Below are 17,294 nucleotides of genomic sequence, written 5' to 3' on the forward strand. Positions count from 1 at the left end.
GAGCTGTTATAGTCTCGTGGGCTCGGAGATGTGTATAAGAGACAGTCCTGGAGGCGGCGGACTTCGTTGGCTCCACCGCGCGCATGGTCGATTTCGTGGCGGACCGCCGCCCGCCGCGGGTGCTGATGGTCACCGAATGCTCGATGAGCGACAACGTCGCCGCCGCCTCGCCGGAGACTGAGTTTGTGCGGCCCTGCAACCTGTGTCCGCACATGAAGAAGATCACGCTGGCGAACATCCTGCACAGCCTGCGCACGCTGGAACCGCAAGTGAGCATCGCGCCGGAGGTGGCCGACCGCGCCCGCCGTTCGGTGGAACGGATGCTGGCCGTCAAGCCGCGCTGATCCCGTATTCCCTCTCCCCTCTGGGGAGAGGGTCAGGGTGAGGGGGTTGCGCGTGGCGCCACGTCCGGCACAAGCGCAACCCCCTCACCGGCCCTTCGGGCCACCCTCTCCCCAGAGGGGAGAGGGTTAGTTTCTCCATCGAGAGAACCTACCCATGCCCACCCCTTACACGGTCCGCGATTCGGAGGTGGTCGTCATCGGCTCCGGCATGGCCGGGCTGACCGCCGCCCTGCATCTGGCGCCGCGCGCCGTCACGCTGCTGACCAAGACGCCGGACCTGCCGGGCGGCTCCAGCAATCACGCCCAGGGCGGCATCGCCGCGGCCCTCGGTCCCGGCGACGGGCCGGAGGCGCACGCCGCCGACACGGTGGCCGCCGGCGCCGGCTTCGTGGACGCCGGCCGTGCCCTGCTGCTGACCCGCGAGGGGGCGGAGCGGGTGCGGGCGCTGCTCCTCGCCGGGCTGCCCTTCGACCGCGCCGCCGACGGCGCGCCCCTGCTGGGGCGGGAGGCGGCGCACGGGGCGGCGCGCATCGTTCATGCCGGGGGCGATGCCACCGGGGCGACGCTGGTCGCGGCGCTGGCCGAGCGGGTGCGCGCCACCCCGTCGATCCGGGTAGAAAGCAACGCCTTCGCCGTCGATCTGGCGGTGCGCCACGGGCGGGTCTGCGGCGTGCTCGCCTGCCATCCTAACGGCTGGGTGTTCCACCGCGCGCCGCGCGTGGTGCTGGCGACCGGCGGGGTCGGCGGAGCCTATGCCCGCACCACCAACCCGCCGGAGGCGACCGGCGACGGGCTGGCGCTGGCGGCGCGGGCCGGGGCGCTGCTCGCCGACGTGGAGTTCGTGCAGTTCCACCCCACGGCGCTCGCCGTGGATGCCGACCCCGCCCCCCTGCTGACCGAGGCGCTGCGCGGCGCCGGGGCGGTGCTGCTCGACCGGCGCGGCACCCGCTTCATGGCGGCGGAACACCCGCTGGCCGAGCTGGCGCCGCGCGACGTGGTGGCCCGCGCCATCGGCGCCCGCGTCGCGGCGGGGGAGCCGGTGCTGCTGGACATGCGCCCGGCGCTGGCCGCCAAGCCGGACGGCTTTCCCACCGTGCTGGCGCTCTGCACCGCCCATGGGCTGGACCCGTGGCGGGAGCCGGTGCCGGTCGCCCCGGCGGCGCATTACCACATGGGCGGGGTGGTCACCGACCATGCCGGGCGGACCAGCCTGGACGGGCTGTGGGCCTGCGGCGAGGTCGCCTGCACCGGCGTCCACGGCGCCAACCGGCTGGCCAGCAATTCCCTGCTGGAGGCGCTGGTGTTCGGCGCGCGGGTGGCCCGCGACGTGGCCGGACGGGACCTGCCCCCCCTGCCGCCCTTCGCCCTGCCCGACGCCCCGGCCGTCGCCGGGGAGATCGGGGCCGGCCTGCTCGACGCCATCACCGACGAATCCCGCCGCACGCTCTACCAGGGCGCCGGGCTGGTGCGCGACGGGGTGGGGCTGCTGGCCGCCCGGCGCAAGCTGGACCGGCTCGCCGTGGCGCTCGACGCGCTGTGCGGCGGCGGCCCGGCGGACCTCGCCGCCGTCCGCCGCTGGGGCGAGGCGCGCAACCGCCTGCTGGCCGGGCGGCTGATCGTCCACGCTGCGCTCGCCCGCAGCGAAAGCCGCGGAGCGCATTTCCGCACCGATTTCCCGCAGGAAGACCCGGCGGCGCAGCGCCACCGCTTCACCCTAACCGACCTGACCGGGGCCGCCGGCCCCCTTTCCGGAGACGCCGCATGCTCCATCCTCTGACCTATGAACCGATCGTCCGCGCCGCCCTGGCGGAGGACCTCGGGCGGGCCGGCGACATCACGACCGACAGCATCGTCCCGGCGGACGCCGTGGCGACGGCGCGGGTGGCCGCGCGCAAGGACGGCCGGGTCGCCGGGCTGGAGGTCGCCCTGTCCGCCTTCCGCATCCTCGACCCGAAGGCGGAACTGCGGGTGGAGCACGGCGACGGCGCCGACGTGCCCCCCGGCGCCACCATCGCCACCGTGACGGCCCGCGCCCGCGCCCTGCTGACGGCGGAGCGCACGGCGCTGAATCTGCTGGGCCGCCTGTCCGGCATCGCCACCGCCACCCGCGCGCTGGTGCGCGAGGTCGAGGGAACCCGCGCCCGCATCGTCTGCACCCGCAAGACCACCCCCGGCCTGCGCGTCCTGGAAAAGCAGGCGGTGCGGCTGGGCGGCGGCTTCAACCACCGCTTCGGGCTCGACGACGCGGTTCTGGTCAAGGACAACCACATCGCCGTTGCCGGCGGCATCCGCCCGGCGGTGGAGCGCGTCCGCGCCGCCATCGGCCACATGGTGAAGGTGGAGGTCGAGGTCGACACGCTGGCCCAACTGGAGGAGCTGCTGACCCTGCCGGTCGACGTCGTCCTGCTCGACAACATGGACCCGCCGACGCTGCGCCGCGCCGTCGCCATGGTGGACGGCCGCATGGTGACGGAGGCGTCGGGCAACGTCACCCTGTCCACCGTGCGCGCCATCGCGGAGGCGGGCGTCGACATGATCTCGGTCGGCTGGCTGACCCACAGCGCGCCGAACCTCGACGTCGGGTTGGATATGTAGGGAGGAGTCACAGCCCCTCCCCCGGAACGCAGCTCCTCAGTGCCCCATGAAGTTGCGGTGGTGCACCGTGTTGTCCTCGCTCAGCCGGACCGAGGGGGCGGCGTAGGTCTCGTCGGCGGTGCGGCCCAGCGTGCCTTCCAGGATCACGCTGGCGCCGATGGCGAGGACGACCGCGGTGGCCAGGGCCATTCCGAACGCTTTCATGACGCTTCCCTCCTGCTGTGGACCGGAGCGGCCGGTTGGGTGGCGCCGATCCCGGAAATGCCGCGCGCGCCCTCCGCCACAGCACCCTCCGCCTTGGCGATGCGGGTGTAGAGCGCCAGCGCCTGCGCCACCACCTGATCCATGTTGTAGTAACGGTAGGTCGCCAGTCGCCCGACGAAATGGACGTTCGGCGTGGCGTCGGCCAGCTCCTGGTACTTGCGGTAGAGGGCCGCGTTCTCCGCGCGGGGGATCGGGTAGTAGGGGTCGCCCTCCGCCGACGGGTATTCGTAGGTCAGGCTGGTTTGCGGGTTCGTCTGGCCGGTCAGGTGCTTGTATTCGGTGATGCGGGTGTGCGGCACCTCCTCGCCGGGGTAGTTCACCACGGCGACGGGCTGGAACCATTCCTGATCGACCGTCTCGTGCCGGAAGGTCAGGGAGCGGTAGGGCAGCTTGCCGAAGCGGTGGCCGAAATACTCGTCCACCGGGCCGGTGAAGATCAGGTTGCGGTAACGCACGTCGCGCACCACGTCGCGGAAATCGGCGCCCAGGCGGATGGTGATGTTCGGGTGGTCGAGCATGTTCTCGAACATCCGCGTGAAGCCGTGCAGCGGCATGTTCTGGAAGCTGTCGCCGAAATAGCGGTCGTCGTCGTTGGTCCGCGTCGGCACCCGCGCCGTCACCGCCTTGTCGAGGTCCGACGGGTCGAGGCCCCATTGCTTGCGGGTGTAGCCGCGGAAGAACTTCTCGTACAGCTCCCTCCCGACCGCGCCGACCACCACGTCCTCCGAGGTGCGGACATCGGCCACCGGTTCCGCCCGGCTCTTCAGGAAGGCGGCGACTCCGGCCTCGTCGAGGTCCAGCCCGTAGAGGCGGTTGACCGTCGTCCGGTTGATCGGAATGGGGACGAGTTGCCCGTCCACATGGGCGAGCACCCGGTGTTCGTAGGGGCGCCACTTGGTGAAGCGGGACAGATAGTCCGCCACCGGCTGCGAATTGGTGTGAAAGATATGCGGGCCGTAGCGATGGATCAGCACGCCCGCGTCGTCGTGATGGTCGTAGGCGTTGCCGCCGATGTGCGGGCGCCGGTCGATCAGCAGGACACGCTTGTCCATTCCCGCCGCCAGCCGTTCCGCCAGCACGCTGCCGGCGAAGCCCGCCCCGACGATCAGATAATCGAAAACCGCCGGCCCGTCCGTCCGCCCCACATACGCTGGAGCGGCTCCATCGAAATCACGCATAAGCTCTGCCTTCCTCGTCCCGCCAAAAGGCGGACGAGCGGGGCAAGCCGTCCGGCGCCCCACCCGTCCGCACATCCTGCGAACGGTGGAAGCCGCCGGTGGTTCCGGAGGAAGACGGTCGAGAAGGAGGTACCGATGCAGGGTACCTCCGGTGGCATCACCCCCCGAAGACGGTGTTCAGCTGCGCGCCGACGCGGACGAAGGTGGTCCGCTTCGACACCTCCTTCAGCTTGGTGGCGCCGATGTAGGTCATCATGCTGCGCACGCCGCCCATGATCTCCTGCATCGTGCCGTCGATCGGTCCGCGGTAGGGGACCTCCACGGTCTTGCCCTCCGACGCGCGGTAGGAGGCGACGCCGCCCGCGTACTTGTGCATCGCCGTGTCGGACGACATGCCGTAGAAGGTCATCGCCACCGGCACCTTACGCCCGTCGCGCTCCTCGTAGCGGATGTCGCCCTCGCACTCGTCGTGACCGGCCAGCATGCCGCCGAGCATCACGAAGTCCGATCCGGCGCCGTAGGCCTTGGAGATGTCGCCCGGCACCGTGCAGCCGCCGTCGCCGCAGACCTGCCCCTTCAGCCCGTGGGCGGCGTCGGCGCATTCGATGATGGCGGAGAGCTGCGGGTAGCCGACACCGGTCATCTTGCGGGTGGTGCAGACCGACCCCGGCCCGATCCCGACCTTGATGATGTCGGCCCCGGCGAGCACCAGCGCCTCGGTCATGTCGCCGGTCACCACGTTGCCGGCCATGATGACCATGTCCGGGTTCTCCGCCCGCAACCGGCCGATGACGCGCACGAAGCGTTCCGTGTAGCCGTTGGCGACGTCGAGGCAGAGCTTGGCCACCGGGGCCTTGGCCTTCACCGCCTGGAACTTGTCGTAGTCGGCCTCGGTCGTGCCCAGCGAGTAGAAGACGTTGGCCGTGTCCTCGTCGCGGAAGAAGGGGATCAGGGCGTCGGCCGGGTAGTGCTTGTGCAGCGCGGTCATCGCGCCGAAGCGCGACAGGGCGCGGGCGACGGCCATGGTGCCGACCACGTCCATGTTGGCCGCGATCAGCGGGAAGCCCGTCCATTCCAGCCCGCTGTGGACGAAGCGGAAGGTCCGCTCGATGTCCACGTCGTTGCGGCTTTCCAGAGTGCTGCGCTTCGGGCGGATCAGCACATCCTTGAAGTCCAGCTTCAGATCGTTCTCGATGATCACCGGCGGGTCGTCCTTGTCGTTCTTATCGTCATGGTGGGGGTTTTACCCCTCGCCCAGCACCTCCAACAGCGACAGCGCCACAACCTCCGTCGCCTTGAACAGATCGGACAGCGGCAGGCGCTCGTCGGCGCGGTGGGCGTTGGCCTCCTCGATGGTGTGGGGGCCGGCGCCGAACAGGGCGATGGGCACGCCGGCGTCGGAGTAATGGCGCGCGTCGGTGTAGAGCGGCACGCCCTTGGTCTCCACCGGCTCGCCCATCACGCGGCTGGCGTGGGCGCAGAGAACGGCGGCCAGCCGGTCGGTGCCGGGCAATGGGGTCAGCGGGCGGGCCAGCAGGATGCGGCGGACCTCGACGCGGGCCTTCGGGAAGGCCGTGGTCGCGTCGGCGATGACCGCGCGCAACGTTTCCTCCACCGTCTCCGGCGCCTCCTCCGGGATCATGCGGCGGTCGAGGCGCAGGGTCACGCGGTCCGGGACGACGTTGGTGTTGATGCCGCCCTTGATCAGCCCGACCGTCAACTGCGGCGAGCCGATGCCGCCCACCGCCGACACGGTGCCGGCGTAGCCCTTGCGGTGCTCGTAGAGCGCACCGAGGATCGCCGTCGTCGCCTCCAGCGCGTCGATGCCGGTCATCGGCAGGGCGGCGTGGGCGGACTTGCCGGTGACCTCGACCTCCAGATGGAGGCAGCCGTTGTGCGCGGTGACGACCCCGTAGCTGAAGCCCGCGGCGATGGCGAAGTCCGGCTTGGTCAGCCCCTCGTCGAGCAGCCATTTCGGCCCGATCTCGCCGCCAGCCTCCTCGTCGTAGGTCAGGTGCAGTTCCACCGTGCCGCGGTCCAGCCCGGCCTTCTCAAGCGCCAGCAGCGCGTAGGTGTAGGTGACGAAGTCGGACTTCGAGACGGCGACGCCACGCCCGTACATCCAGCCGTCCACCACCTCCGCCCCGTAGGGGTCGCGGGTCCAGCCCTCGCCCGGCGGCACCACGTCGCCGTGGGCGTTCAGCGCAACGGTCGGCCCGTCACCGAATCGGCGGCGCACGATCAGGTTGGTGGCGGAGATCATGCCGTTGGCCCGCACCAGCTCCGCCGGGACCGGGTGGCGCTCCACCGTCAGGCCCATGGCCTCCAGCAACTCGGCGGCACGTTCTGCGTGGGGGGCGCAGTCGCCGGCCGGATTGTCGGAGGGCACCTTGACCAGTTCGGCCAGGAAGCGGACCTGCTCGTCGCGGGTCTGCTCCAGGAAAGCGCGGATGGCCTTTTGGGCGGTGTCGGTCATGGTGTCGGGGTCTCGTGCTCGAAGTGGCGGATGATGTCCAGGAGGATCTGCACCGACAGGTCGGCGTCCTCCACGGTGATGGATTCGGCGGGGTTGTGGCTGATGCCGCCCGCACAGCGGACGAACAGCATGCCCATCGGCAGCACGCCGGAGAAGGCCATGGCATCATGCCCGGCGCCGCTGGGCAGCGGCAAGGGACGGACGCCGGCACGGATCACCGCCGCCTCGATCTGCCGCCGGATGCCGGGGGAGCAGGGAGCGGCGTTGGCGTCGTGGGTGGTCTCCACCGCCAGTTCCACGCCGCGGCGGGCGGCGATCGCCTCGAAGTCGGCGAGGATGGCGGCGCAGGCGTCCCGCCGCACGGCGTCTTCCGGCGCGCGGACGTCGAGGGTGAAGGCGGCCTCGCCGGGGATGACGTTGACGGCGCCCGGCTTCGCCTCGATCCGGCCCACCGTCGCCACCAGCCCGGCGTCGGAGGCCGCGGCCACCCGCTCCGCCGCCAGGGTCATCTCGGCGGCGGTGGCCAGCGCGTCGCGGCGCAGCGCCATCGGCACCGTGCCGGCGTGGCCGGCCATGCCGCGCAGCCGGACGGCGAAGCGCGTGGCGCCGTTGATGGCCGTGACGATGCCGACCGGCAACCCTTCCGCCTCCAGCACCGGCCCCTGTTCGATGTGGACCTCCAGGAAGGCCAGCGCCTCCCCCGGCTTGCGGGCCGCCGTGGTGATGGCCTCGGGGTCGCCGCCGAAGGCGCGCAGCGCGTCAGCCATGCGCACGCCGTCGCGGTCGCGCGTCTCCAGCGCCACCCGGTCGAAGCGGCCGGCCACGGCGCGGCTGCCGGTCAGGGTCACGGGGAAGCGCACCCCCTCCTCGTCGCCGAAGCCCAGCACCTCGATGGCGAAGGGCAGGCGCTCGCCGCGCCGGTCCAGCTCCGCCACCGCGGCGACGGCGGCCAGCACGCCCAGATTCCCGTCATACCGTCCGGCGTTGCGCACCGTGTCGATGTGGGAGCCGATCAGCAGGGCCGGCGCGCCCGGTACGGTTCCCTCGTAACGGCCGACCACCGTTCCCGCCGGGTCGAGCCGGGCGCTCATCCCGGCCTTGCCCATCAACTCCATCAGCCAGTCCGCGGCGGCGCGGTGCTGCGGGGTCAGGAACAGGCGGGTCAGCAGCCCCGGCTCCTCCGTGAAGCCGGCGAAGGCGTCCAGCCGCGCCATCAGGTCCGCGCCGAACGCCGTCATGGGATCATGTCCTTCAGGCGCAGCCAGGTGATGCGCTCGACCTGGGCCAGCGCCGTGGCGAACTCCTCCTCCGGGCCGTTGGACAGGCGGGTCTCGAACGCCTCCAGGATGTCGGCGCGGCTGCGGCCCTTGACCGCCAGGATGAAGGGGAAGCCGAAGCGCGCCTTGTAGGCGTCGTTCAGTTCGGTGAAGCGGGCGAACTCCTCGGGCGTGCAGCGGTCCAGCCCGGCGCTGGCCTGCTCCGCCGTGCTGTCGGCGGTCAGCTCGCCGCGCAGCGCCAGCCGGCCCGCCAGATCGGGGTGGGCGTTCAGCAGCGCCAGCTTCCGGCCATGGTCGGCGGCGCGCAGGACGGCGACCATCGCGGCGTGCAGCCCGTCCGCGTCGTCCGGCACGTTTCCGGCATCCCAAGCGCCTTCGGCGACCCAGGGCGAATGTTCGAACACGCCGCCGAATCGGGCGACGAAACTTGCACGGTCCATCTCGCTCGGTCGCATCCCGGCCTTCCCTGATCGGTCCTCTGTCCCGCAGCATAACCGCAATCGCCGAGGTCCGCTTTTTCGATCCGTTTGAAAGTCTTTTTGCGCAAGCCCCGTTCGGACCGCGCGGCGGTGCGGCATGGGGTGCGGTATAAGGTCACTTCGCGGCATTCCACGGCGAGGAGAGACCCATGTCCGGAAGCGGGCGCCTGACCACCCATGTTCTCGACACGACGCACGGACGGCCCGGCGCCGGGATCGCCGTCACCCTCTACCGCATCGACAGGGAGCGGCGGGAACGGCTGACCCAAACGCGCACCAACGCCGACGGGCGCTGCGACGCGCCGCTCCTCGCCGGGGCCGACCTGACTCCGGGGGTCTACGAGCTGGTGTTCGAGACCGGCGACTATTTCCGCGCCTCCGGCCTGGAGATCGTCGAACCCGCCTTCCTCGACGTGGTGCCGATCCGCTTCGGCGTCGCCAACGCGGACCAGCACTATCACGTGCCGCTGCTCGTCTCCCCCTACAGCTACTCGACCTACCGGGGAAGCTGATCGGTCCAGGCGGCGAGCAGGCGGCGCTCTTCCAGCGTGATCCCGGTGACGTTGCCGGGGGGCATCGCGTCGGACAGCGCCGCCCAGGTCCGGATCTGCGGCGCGTGGCGGCTGATCGCCTCCGCGCTGTCCAGCGTCACGCCGCGCGGCGCCACGCCGATCCCCTCCCACACCGGCTGCGCCGCGTGGCACATGGAGCAGCGGGAGAGCACCACCTCCTCCACCTGCGCGAACTCGACCCTGGCCGGCGCGGCGGCGCTCTCGGTCCGCGTGCCGGCGGCGCTCAGGCCGACGATGACGGCGACGCCCGCGGCGGCCACCGCCCAGGTCCACCAGGGCGTCGGCTTGCCGGCGTGGCGGCTGTTGAAGAAGTGGCGGATCACCGCCCCCACCACCAGCACCACCGCGACGATCACCCAGCTGTAGCGCGTGCCGAAGGCCAGCGGGTAGTGGTTGGAGATCATCAGGAAGACGACCGGCAGCGTCAGGTAATTGTTGTGCAGCGAGCGCTGCTTGGCCTGCTTGCCCAGCGCCGGGTCGGGCACTTGGCCGGCCTTCATGGCGGCCACAGCCTTGGTCTGGTTGGGGATGATGATGCGGAAGACGTTGGCCGACATCATCGTGCCGATCAGCGCGCCGACATGCAGCATCGCCGCCCGCCCGCTGAAGAGATGGCTGAGGCCCCAGGCGACCAGCACCAGGAAGACGAAGCCCGCCGCCGCCAGCTTCACGTCGTCCTTGCCCAGCGGCGACTTGCACAGCCGGTCATAGCCGTGCCAGCCCAGCCCCAGGGCGCCCAGGCTGAGCAGAACCGCGCCCCACCAGGGAATGTCCAGCACCGCCGGGTCGATCATGTAGAGTGTGGCGCCGTGGTAGTAGAGGACCGACAGCAGGCAGAAGCCGCTGAGCCAAGTGGCGTAGGCTTCCCATTTGAACCAGGTCAGCTTCTCCGGCAGCTCCGGCGGGGCGACCGTATATTTCATCATGTTGTAGAAGCCGCCGCCGTGGACCTGCCATGCCTCCCCCGCCACGCCGGGGGGCAGGCCGTCGCGCCGCCGCAGGGACAGGTCGAGGTGGATGAAATAGAAGCTCGATCCGATCCAGGCGATGGCCGTGACGACGTGCAGCCAGCGCACCAGAACGTTGACCCACTCCCAGACGATCGGCTCCATGCGTCGCGGCCTCTTCCGTTCGGTGATCCTCACCCTGAACTCTACGGTTGCCGCAGCGCAGCGGGGAAGCGGATGCGTGCGCCAGCACTTTCAAAAAAAACGGAAAGGTGGGAGGATTCCTCCTCTTATCCCCTCGCCCCCCTGGGGGAGAAGGAAAATCAGGAAAGACAAGGCGTGGCGCTGCTGGAGAACATGCGGGTGTTCGTGCGGGTGGTGGAGCTGGGCAGCCTGTCCGCCGCCGGGCGCAGCCTGCGCCTGTCGCCCGCCGTGGTCAGCCATCGGCTGCAAAGCTTGGAGGAGCATCTGAACGCCCGCCTGCTCAACCGCACCACCCGGCAGGTGCAGTTCACCGAGGCCGGAAAGGTCTTCTTCGAACACTGCCTGGAGGTTCTGGAGGCGGCGGAACGGGCGGAGAGCAGCGTCGGCGCTATCGGCGGGGCGCCGGTGGGCAGCCTGCGGGTGACGGCGCCGCTGGGCTTCGGGCGGCGCATCCTGGCGCCGATGGTGCCGCGTTTCCACGCCGCCTACCCCCAGGTCGACCTGCGGCTGCGCCTGTCCGACCATCTGCTGGACCTGCTGCGCGAGGCGACGGACGTCGCCATCCGCATGGCGCCGCTGAAGGATTCCAGCTTCGTTGCGCGCAAGATCGCCGACCTGCCGCGGGTGCTCTGCGCCGCGCCGTCCTACCTGGAGCGGCGGGGCGTGCCGGCACGCCCCGAGGAGCTGCTGTCCCACCACTGCCTGCTGCTGCGCTTTCCCGGATCGCAGCAGTTCCAATGGACGCTGAACACCCCGCAAGGCCCGATGACGCTTCCGGTGTCCGGCCAGTTCGACGCCGACGACGGCGACGTGCTGACCGGCTGGGCGCTGGCCGGGGAGGGAATCGTGCTGAAGCCGCTGTGGGAGGTCGCCGACCATCTGCGCCGCGGGGAGCTGCGGGTCGTCCTGCCGCACTGCCCGCCGGATCCGGTGACGCTCGCCGTGCTCTACCCCCACCGCAACCTGCTGCCCGCGAAGATCCGAGTCTTCATCGACTTCTTCGCGGAGCAGGCGCGCGCCGCCCTGGCGGACACGGAAATGACTGGAGCGGAACCGAATGCCGCGCCCTGACCGTTCCCGCATTTTCCCCGCTTTTCCAACGGCGTGCTATGATGCCGCCTCGCCGCGCGGCGGGGTTCGCCGCAGGGAAGGACGAGAATGACCGCACAGCCGCCCGCCAAGCCGTTTCCGCCGAAACCCGCCAAACCCATCCGCAAGAAGACCCGCCGCGCCACGGAGCGGCTGACCATGACGGACGTGGCCAACGCCGCCGGCGTGTCGCCCAGCACCGTCTCGCTCTATCTGCGCAAGCCGGAGGCGGTGTCGGAGGAGCTGGCGACCCGTGTGCGGACGGTGATCGACCAGCTCGGCTACGTGCCGAACCTCGTGGCGGGCAGCCTCGCCGCGGCGAAGAGCCGGACGGTGGGGGTGATCCTCCCCTCCATCACCAACTCCTTCTTCGCGGAAACCTACAACACGCTGCAAAGCGCCTTCCAGACCGCCCATTACCAGACGCTGCTCGGCGTCAGCGAGTTCGATCCGGAGCGGGAGGAGGAGCTGATCCGCGCCTTCCTCGCCTGGTCGCCCGCCGCGGTGGTGGTCACCGGCCTGCACCACACCGAGCGGACGCGCGCCATGCTGCGCTCCTCCGGCGTGCCGGTGGTGGAGATGTGGGACATCCCCTCCGCCCAGACCCCGGCGGTGGACATGACGGTCGGCTTCTCCCACTTCGAGGTCGGGCGCCGGCAGGCCGCCCATCTTTACGACCAGGGAAGCCGCAAGGTCGCCTATATCGGCGCCGCCGTTCATCAGGACATGCGCGTGCGCAGCCGCACCGACGGCTATGAGGACGAGGTGCGCCGCCGCGGCCTGCACGAGCCGATCGCCTTCACCGCTCCTGACACCGCCTCCACCCCCGTCGGCATCTGGCTGATCGACGAGGTGTTCGCGCTTCACCCGGACATCGACGGGGTGGTCTGCTCCAACGACGCCATGGCGCTGGGCGTGCTGTTCGAAGCGAACCGGCGCGGGCTGAGCGTGCCCGACGATCTGGCGGTGATCGGCTTCGGCGACCTGACCTTCAGCGCCGCCTGCCTGCCGCCGCTGTCCACCGTGCGCCCGCCGCAGCGCGAGATCGGTGAGCTGGCCGCCGGCCAGATCCTGGCCCGGCTGAACGGCACCACGGTGGCCCAGCCGCATCATGGGTTGGATTGCGAGCTGGTCGTCCGCGACAGCACCCGTCCCGACGCCGATGCGGGCGTGGAGCGGCAAAGGGCGGGGTGACTCCTGGTCTGAAGGACAGGGCCGACGATTGTCCCTTGTCCATGGTTCGTTCCCCTGCTTCCTTCCGCGCCATCGTGATCAACACACCGGGTTCGTGTGATGGATGGAGTTGCGGTAATCCGCGCCACCCTGCCGACGCTGCCGGACACGGCCGGCGTCTACCGGATGATCGGGGCGGACGGGCGCATCCTGTACGTCGGCAAGGCGAAGAACTTGAAACGCCGGGTGGCCAGCTACACCCGGACGGACGGGCTGCCCAACCGCACCCGCCGCATGGTGGCGCTGACCCGCTCCATGGAGTTCGTCACCACCCACACCGAGGCGGAGGCCCTTCTGCTGGAGGCGAACCTGATCCGCCGCCTGCTGCCGCCCTTCAACGTGCTGGTGAAGGACGACCGCTCCTTCTCCTACATCGCGCTCGGCGAGGGTCATGAGTTTCCGCGCCTGATGCACCACCGCGGCAGCGCCGACCGGCATGGCCGGAAGCGCGACCTGTTCGGCCCCTACGCCTCCCCCGCCCTGGTCGGCATGACCATCGGCGCGTTGCAGCGCGCCTTCCTGCTGCGCAACTGCGACGACGCCACCTTCACCGCGCGCACGCGGCCCTGCCTCCAGCACCAGATCAAGCGCTGCTCCGCCCCCTGCGTCGGCCGCGTCTCGGCGGAGGAGTACGCCGCGCAGATGCAGGGCGTGCGCGATGTGCTGACCGGGCGCAGCGCCGCCGTCCAGGCGGAGTTCGCACGCCACATGATGGACTGCTCCGACCGGCTGGCCTACGAGGACGCCGCCCGCTGGCGCGACCGCATCCGCGCCCTGACCGCCCTGCAAAGCCGCCAGGACATCAATCTGGAAGGCGTGCTGGAGGACGCCGACGTGCTGGCCGTCCATGCCGAGGGCGGAACCGCCTGCGTCCAGGCCTTCTTCTTCCGCGGCGGTCGCAACCAGGGCACCCGCGCCTTCTTCCCCCGGCACGACGGTGAGGAGGAGCCCGCCGCGATCCTCGCCGCCTTCGCCGCGCAACTCTACGAAGGGACGCCGCCGCCCCGCCACCTGCTGCTCAGCCACGCCATCCCCGAGCGCGCCCTGCTGGCCGAGGCACTGACGCTCGCGGCCGGGCGGCGGGTCGAGGTGGAGGTGCCCCAGCGCGGCCCCAAGCGCCGCGTCGTCGAACACGCCCTGACCAACGCGCGTGAGGCCCACGGGCGCCGCATGGCCGAACGCTCCGCGCAAGGCAAGCTGCTGGCCGGGGTGGCGCGCGTCTTCGGCCTTCCGAAGACACCGGCCCGTATCGAAATCTACGACAACTCGCACATCCAGGGCGCCTTCCCGGTCGGCGCCATGGTGGTCGCCGGGCCGGAGGGCATCCAGCGCAACGCATGCCGCCGTTTCCACATCAAGGACCCCGCCGCGGCGGGCGACGACTACGCGATGCTGCGCGAGGTGCTGACCCGCCGCTTCGGGCGCGCGCTGCGCGAGGACCCGCAGCGCAGCGGCGGCCAGTGGCCCGATCTGGTGCTGATCGACGGCGGGCTTGGCCAGTTGAACACCGCCAGCGCGGTGCTGGACGGGCTGGGCATCGCGGGGGTGCCGCTGGCCGCCATCGCCAAGGGGCCGGACCGCGACGCCGGGCATGAGCGCTTCTTCGTGCCGGACCGCGAGCCCTTCCGGCTGGAGCCCAACGACCCGGTGCTCTACTTCCTGCAACGGCTGCGCGACGAGGCGCACCGGACGGCCATCGACGCCCATCGCACCCGCCGCCTGAAGGCGATGGACCACACCCGCATCGACGGCATCCCCGGCGTCGGCCCGTCGCGCAAGAAGGCCCTGCTGCACCATTTCGGCAGTTCCACCGCGGTGGCCTCGGCCGGGCTGAAGGATCTGGAGGCCACCCCCGGCATCAGCGCGGCGCTGGCCCGGCGAGTGTTCGAGCATTTTCATGGGTAGGGGATGAGTGGTCGCGGTGGGGGCAACCGCGGCCGAATCATTCCAAAGGCACTGATGCAGCCACCGCTCATCAGTCCTGCGTTTGCGCGGTTTTTGGTTAGTGCTTCCTTAACCCGACGGGATCATGGTCCGCCCACCGCAAACAGAGCATGCACGCAAGGCGCCTGACCATGGGCCAGAAGACCATCAAGTTCTCCGACAAGAACGGCTATCGCGACGTCGAACTCGACAGCCTGCCGCGCAACGTGCGCGCCGCCGTCACCGACATGGCGGCCAAGAACCCCGTCGCCGGCATCATCATCGACCAGACGGGCATGCTGTACCGGATCCACCTGACCGAACCGGCGAACGTCTATCTGGACGTGCTTTCGGTCGCCTGAACCGGGGCACTCCGCAAGGATTGGTGACACGGCGGCGCATCCGATGCGCCGCCGTTTCCATTTCAGCGTGCCGTCACTCCGGCAGGATCGTGACGGTACGGTCCAGGGCATCGCGCGGAACCGTCGAGCCGAATCCGGACAGGATCGCGCGGGCGTGCCCCGGCGCCAGACCGGTCATCCGCGCCAGATCACCGGCGTCCAGCCCCTGCTGTTCGGCGGCGTGGCGGATGCGGGTGATGGCGTCGCGTTTCTCCGTACGGTCCATGGCGCTGCTCCGTTTGCGGACGTGGTGAGTCATGCGGTCCTCCTGTGCCGGTGGACGGAGGGAGAGGCGGGGTTTGCGGATTCTCAGTGCGGGCGGCCTTCCAGGCGACGCAGCGCATGGTCGAGCGTGTTCACGGGCATCATGAACACGGTGCCGCCCAGAACCGCCCGGACATCGTCGATGTCCAGGCCAGTGGCCGCGGCGACGCCCCATTCATCCAACCCGCGGTCTTCGGCGATCACGGCGATCCAGCCCGCCAGCGTGCGGGCCTGGGCCATCCGGGCCGGGTCGGTTAGAGGATGACAACGCGCCGATAAGTTGCGGCCCCGGGGGTCAGCAAAGTCGGTGGGGGTTAGCATGGGCTCCTCCCAAAGAGCTTCGGCCAGATCATTTGGCCTTCTTTTTCGGCTATGGTGCGCTTCCTCCGTCCTGCGCACAATCCACCCATCGGCTTAATGCCCTTCGCCTGATGCCCCCTGGCAAAAGGTTCTGCGACGAAAAGTCCCGATTCCGGCCCTTCCACGCTTCAGGCTCCCATCCAGCGCCGCGTCGGCCCGGTGTCCACATGGACGAAGTTCCGCTTGGCGTAGCAGCCCGCCCCGCCGTCGCCGAAGGACAGGGCGCAACGGTAAAGGTCCACCGCGCGCCGCCCCTGCAGGCGCAGATCGACCGCCCGACCCTGCAGGTGCAGGCTGCCCGTCGCCGCACCCTTCACGCGGCGGTTGGTCTCCTGGGAGCGGAAGGCCGACAGCACTTCGAACGGATGCTGGCTATCCAGCTTCTCCTGCATCTCCGACAGACGGTTTAGCAGAGCGAGATCGATGCGGTGGCAATCGTCGCTGCGATGGTCGCGCAGCACCCAGTCGATGCGGGCCATCGCCTCCACGACCGGACGCCCCTCCGCCCAGTAGACGCCGTCGAAGCTCTCCCCCGTCAGGCAATTGTAAATCCGCAGCGTACGCTCCGGCGCCGGCTCCCATGCCGCGGCGCTGCGGCTGTTGCAGACGCCGACCGCCACGGCGGCCCCCAGCCCGAAGATGCCGCGGCGCGTCAGCGCAGACGCGGCGGGCTCGTCCATCGGGGATTTATGGGGGGATGTTTGAAGGTGAGGTGTCGGATAGCGGCGCGACGGAACGTTCAGAGACGACAAGAAAGACGAAGACAAAAAAGGCATGGAACCACCGGTGCGTTGCGTTACCGAAGCCGAGAACAGGGAAAACCGGGAAATGTCGGCACGCCTTGTCGACAGCGGGGTCGACGGCGGGGGATGCGCGTCGGTGAGCCGGGCGTGCCGCGGGGACGGGAGAAGCCTTCAGCCAGTGTTCGGGCTCTCCCGTGTCGAGTCCCCTGTCCGGCGGCGGGTAACCCGGACAACGGCCCGACCGTTCCGCCGCGGCGGGTAGCATACGGTAGTTTACGCCCCGTTCGGCGGGGGTGGCTCCCGCCGCCTTCGGACGTGCGGCGCCATCCTTTGGATAGGCGCCCTATCCCAACGATCAGAGAAACGGGCGGACTTCGGGAACATGATCCGTCCTAAAAGCACAGGGCCAATGGACATCAGTTTTTCCCGATGAAAGAATGCCGGCAACACATCGACCCACCCCTTTTGAGAAGGATCGTCCGTCGTCTTTCTCAACGTTCGGGAGACGTCACGAATGACCGAGGAAACTCCGCCCGCACAGGGGTGGGCATTGGATGATCGTGCCGTCAGGACTCAGCTTGAGCGGATTTTGGCGAGCGACCATTTCGACGCGTCGGACCGCAACCGCCGCTTCCTGCGCTATGTGGTCGAGGAGTGCCTGGAGGGGCGGGCGCAGCAGATCAAGGCCTACTGCATCGCCGTCAGTGTCTTCAACCGTGAGCCGAGCTTCGACCCGCAATCCGATCCCATCGTGCGGTTGGAGGCCGGACGGCTGCGCCGCAGCCTGGAACATTACTATCTCACCGCGGGCCGCAACGACCCGATCCGCATCGTCATCCCGAAGGGCGGCTATGCACCCCGCTTCGAACGGCTGAACAACGATCTGCCCCCTGCCCTGCCCCTGTCTCTTATACACATCTGACGCTGCCGACGATTATACGCGAG

Annotated in this window: 18 protein-coding genes and 1 pseudogene; 9 read left to right on the top strand and 10 right to left on the bottom strand. The window is 70.0% G+C overall.

Going from position 1 to position 17,294, the window contains the following annotated elements; all coding sequences use genetic code 11:
* Positions 1–44 precede the first annotated feature (44 nt).
* The 3 genes and pseudogenes from nadA to nadC form a co-directional block, all read left to right on the top strand.
* Positions 45–344: pseudogene (nadA, locus tag Q4I23_RS20275) on the top strand (quinolinate synthase NadA); the annotation flags it as partial.
* Between the two features lie 154 nt (positions 345–498).
* Complete coding sequence (locus Q4I23_RS20280) at positions 499–2,121, top strand: L-aspartate oxidase (protein WP_498527394.1); 1,623 nt, start codon at positions 499–501, stop codon at positions 2,119–2,121.
* The gene (gene nadC, locus Q4I23_RS20285; protein WP_498527395.1) at positions 2,106–2,939 is read left to right on the top strand and encodes a carboxylating nicotinate-nucleotide diphosphorylase; all 834 of its coding nucleotides are present in this window, start codon (positions 2,106–2,108) and stop codon (positions 2,937–2,939) included. The genes Q4I23_RS20280 and nadC overlap by 16 nt, the downstream gene beginning before the upstream one ends.
* Before the next feature lie 36 nt (positions 2,940–2,975).
* On the opposite strand, the gene Q4I23_RS20290 is transcribed toward nadC, so the two are convergent.
* The 6 genes from Q4I23_RS20290 to uraD all read right to left on the bottom strand — a co-directional run bounded on the left by Q4I23_RS20290 (position 2,976) and on the right by uraD (position 8,574).
* On the bottom strand, positions 2,976–3,143 hold the full coding sequence (locus tag Q4I23_RS20290) for a hypothetical protein (protein WP_454017298.1): 168 nt from the start codon (positions 3,141–3,143) through the stop codon (positions 2,976–2,978).
* The gene (gene glf / locus Q4I23_RS20295) at positions 3,140–4,381 is read right to left on the bottom strand and encodes a UDP-galactopyranose mutase (RefSeq protein WP_498527396.1); all 1,242 of its coding nucleotides are present in this window, start codon (positions 4,379–4,381) and stop codon (positions 3,140–3,142) included. Before glf ends, Q4I23_RS20290 begins: the two co-directional genes overlap by 4 nt.
* 157 nt (positions 4,382–4,538) lie before the next feature.
* A complete protein-coding gene (locus tag Q4I23_RS20300) occupies positions 4,539–5,582 on the bottom strand; it encodes a GMP reductase (RefSeq protein WP_498527397.1) in 1,044 nt (347 codons plus the stop codon).
* A 42-nt stretch (positions 5,583–5,624) separates the two neighbouring features.
* Positions 5,625–6,857 carry a M20/M25/M40 family metallo-hydrolase gene (locus tag Q4I23_RS20305; protein WP_498527398.1) on the bottom strand — a complete coding sequence of 411 codons (1,233 nt, stop codon included), beginning with the start codon at positions 6,855–6,857 and terminating at the stop codon, positions 5,625–5,627.
* On the bottom strand, positions 6,854–8,095 hold the full coding sequence (locus Q4I23_RS20310) for an allantoate amidohydrolase (protein ID WP_498527399.1): 1,242 nt from the start codon (positions 8,093–8,095) through the stop codon (positions 6,854–6,856). The genes Q4I23_RS20305 and Q4I23_RS20310 overlap by 4 nt, the downstream gene beginning before the upstream one ends.
* Positions 8,092–8,574: a 2-oxo-4-hydroxy-4-carboxy-5-ureidoimidazoline decarboxylase gene (gene uraD / locus Q4I23_RS20315; RefSeq protein ID WP_498527400.1), complete on the bottom strand. Its 483-nt coding sequence runs from the start codon at positions 8,572–8,574 to the stop codon at positions 8,092–8,094. Before uraD ends, Q4I23_RS20310 begins: the two co-directional genes overlap by 4 nt.
* Before the next feature lie 188 nt (positions 8,575–8,762).
* Between uraD and uraH the strand changes: the two genes are divergently transcribed.
* Entirely contained in the window at positions 8,763–9,125 is a 363-nt protein-coding gene (gene uraH / locus Q4I23_RS20320) for a hydroxyisourate hydrolase (RefSeq protein WP_498527401.1), read from the top strand.
* On the opposite strand, the gene Q4I23_RS20325 is transcribed toward uraH, so the two are convergent.
* Positions 9,110–10,297, bottom strand: a complete 1,188-nt coding sequence (locus Q4I23_RS20325) for a urate hydroxylase PuuD (protein ID WP_498527402.1) — start codon at positions 10,295–10,297, stop codon at positions 9,110–9,112. The genes uraH and Q4I23_RS20325 overlap by 16 nt on opposite strands.
* Positions 10,298–10,471: 174 nt before the next feature.
* On the opposite strand from Q4I23_RS20325, the gene Q4I23_RS20330 reads away from it, so the two are divergent.
* From Q4I23_RS20330 to Q4I23_RS20345, 4 genes are all read left to right on the top strand, one after another.
* Positions 10,472–11,407: a LysR family transcriptional regulator gene (locus Q4I23_RS20330; RefSeq protein WP_498527403.1), complete on the top strand. Its 936-nt coding sequence runs from the start codon at positions 10,472–10,474 to the stop codon at positions 11,405–11,407.
* 87 nt (positions 11,408–11,494) lie between these two features.
* A complete protein-coding gene (locus Q4I23_RS20335) occupies positions 11,495–12,619 on the top strand; it encodes a LacI family DNA-binding transcriptional regulator (protein WP_454017306.1) in 1,125 nt (374 codons plus the stop codon).
* A 99-nt stretch (positions 12,620–12,718) separates the two neighbouring features.
* Complete coding sequence (gene uvrC / locus Q4I23_RS20340) at positions 12,719–14,563, top strand: excinuclease ABC subunit UvrC (protein WP_498527404.1); 1,845 nt, start codon at positions 12,719–12,721, stop codon at positions 14,561–14,563.
* 149 nt (positions 14,564–14,712) lie between these two features.
* Complete coding sequence (locus Q4I23_RS20345; RefSeq protein ID WP_454017308.1) at positions 14,713–14,943, top strand: hypothetical protein; 231 nt, start codon at positions 14,713–14,715, stop codon at positions 14,941–14,943.
* Positions 14,944–15,016: 73 nt separating this feature from the next.
* Here the strand turns inward: Q4I23_RS20345 and Q4I23_RS20350 are convergent, their stop codons facing one another.
* The 3 genes from Q4I23_RS20350 to Q4I23_RS20360 all read right to left on the bottom strand — a co-directional run bounded on the left by Q4I23_RS20350 (position 15,017) and on the right by Q4I23_RS20360 (position 16,286).
* Entirely contained in the window at positions 15,017–15,241 is a 225-nt protein-coding gene (locus tag Q4I23_RS20350; protein ID WP_237905440.1) for a hypothetical protein, read from the bottom strand.
* A gap of 50 nt (positions 15,242–15,291) precedes the next feature.
* Positions 15,292–15,567, bottom strand: coding sequence for a hypothetical protein (locus Q4I23_RS20355; protein WP_498527405.1), 276 nt, complete (start codon positions 15,565–15,567; stop codon positions 15,292–15,294).
* Between the two features lie 167 nt (positions 15,568–15,734).
* Positions 15,735–16,286, bottom strand: coding sequence for a YcbK family protein (locus tag Q4I23_RS20360; protein ID WP_498527406.1), 552 nt, complete (start codon positions 16,284–16,286; stop codon positions 15,735–15,737).
* Positions 16,287–16,863: 577 nt separating this feature from the next.
* Between Q4I23_RS20360 and Q4I23_RS20365 the strand changes: the two genes are divergently transcribed.
* A complete protein-coding gene (locus tag Q4I23_RS20365; protein ID WP_498527407.1) occupies positions 16,864–17,271 on the top strand; it encodes a hypothetical protein in 408 nt (135 codons plus the stop codon).
* Positions 17,272–17,294 lie beyond the last annotated feature (23 nt).

Source organism: Azospirillum sp. UFLA03-27 (assembly GCF_059803775.1).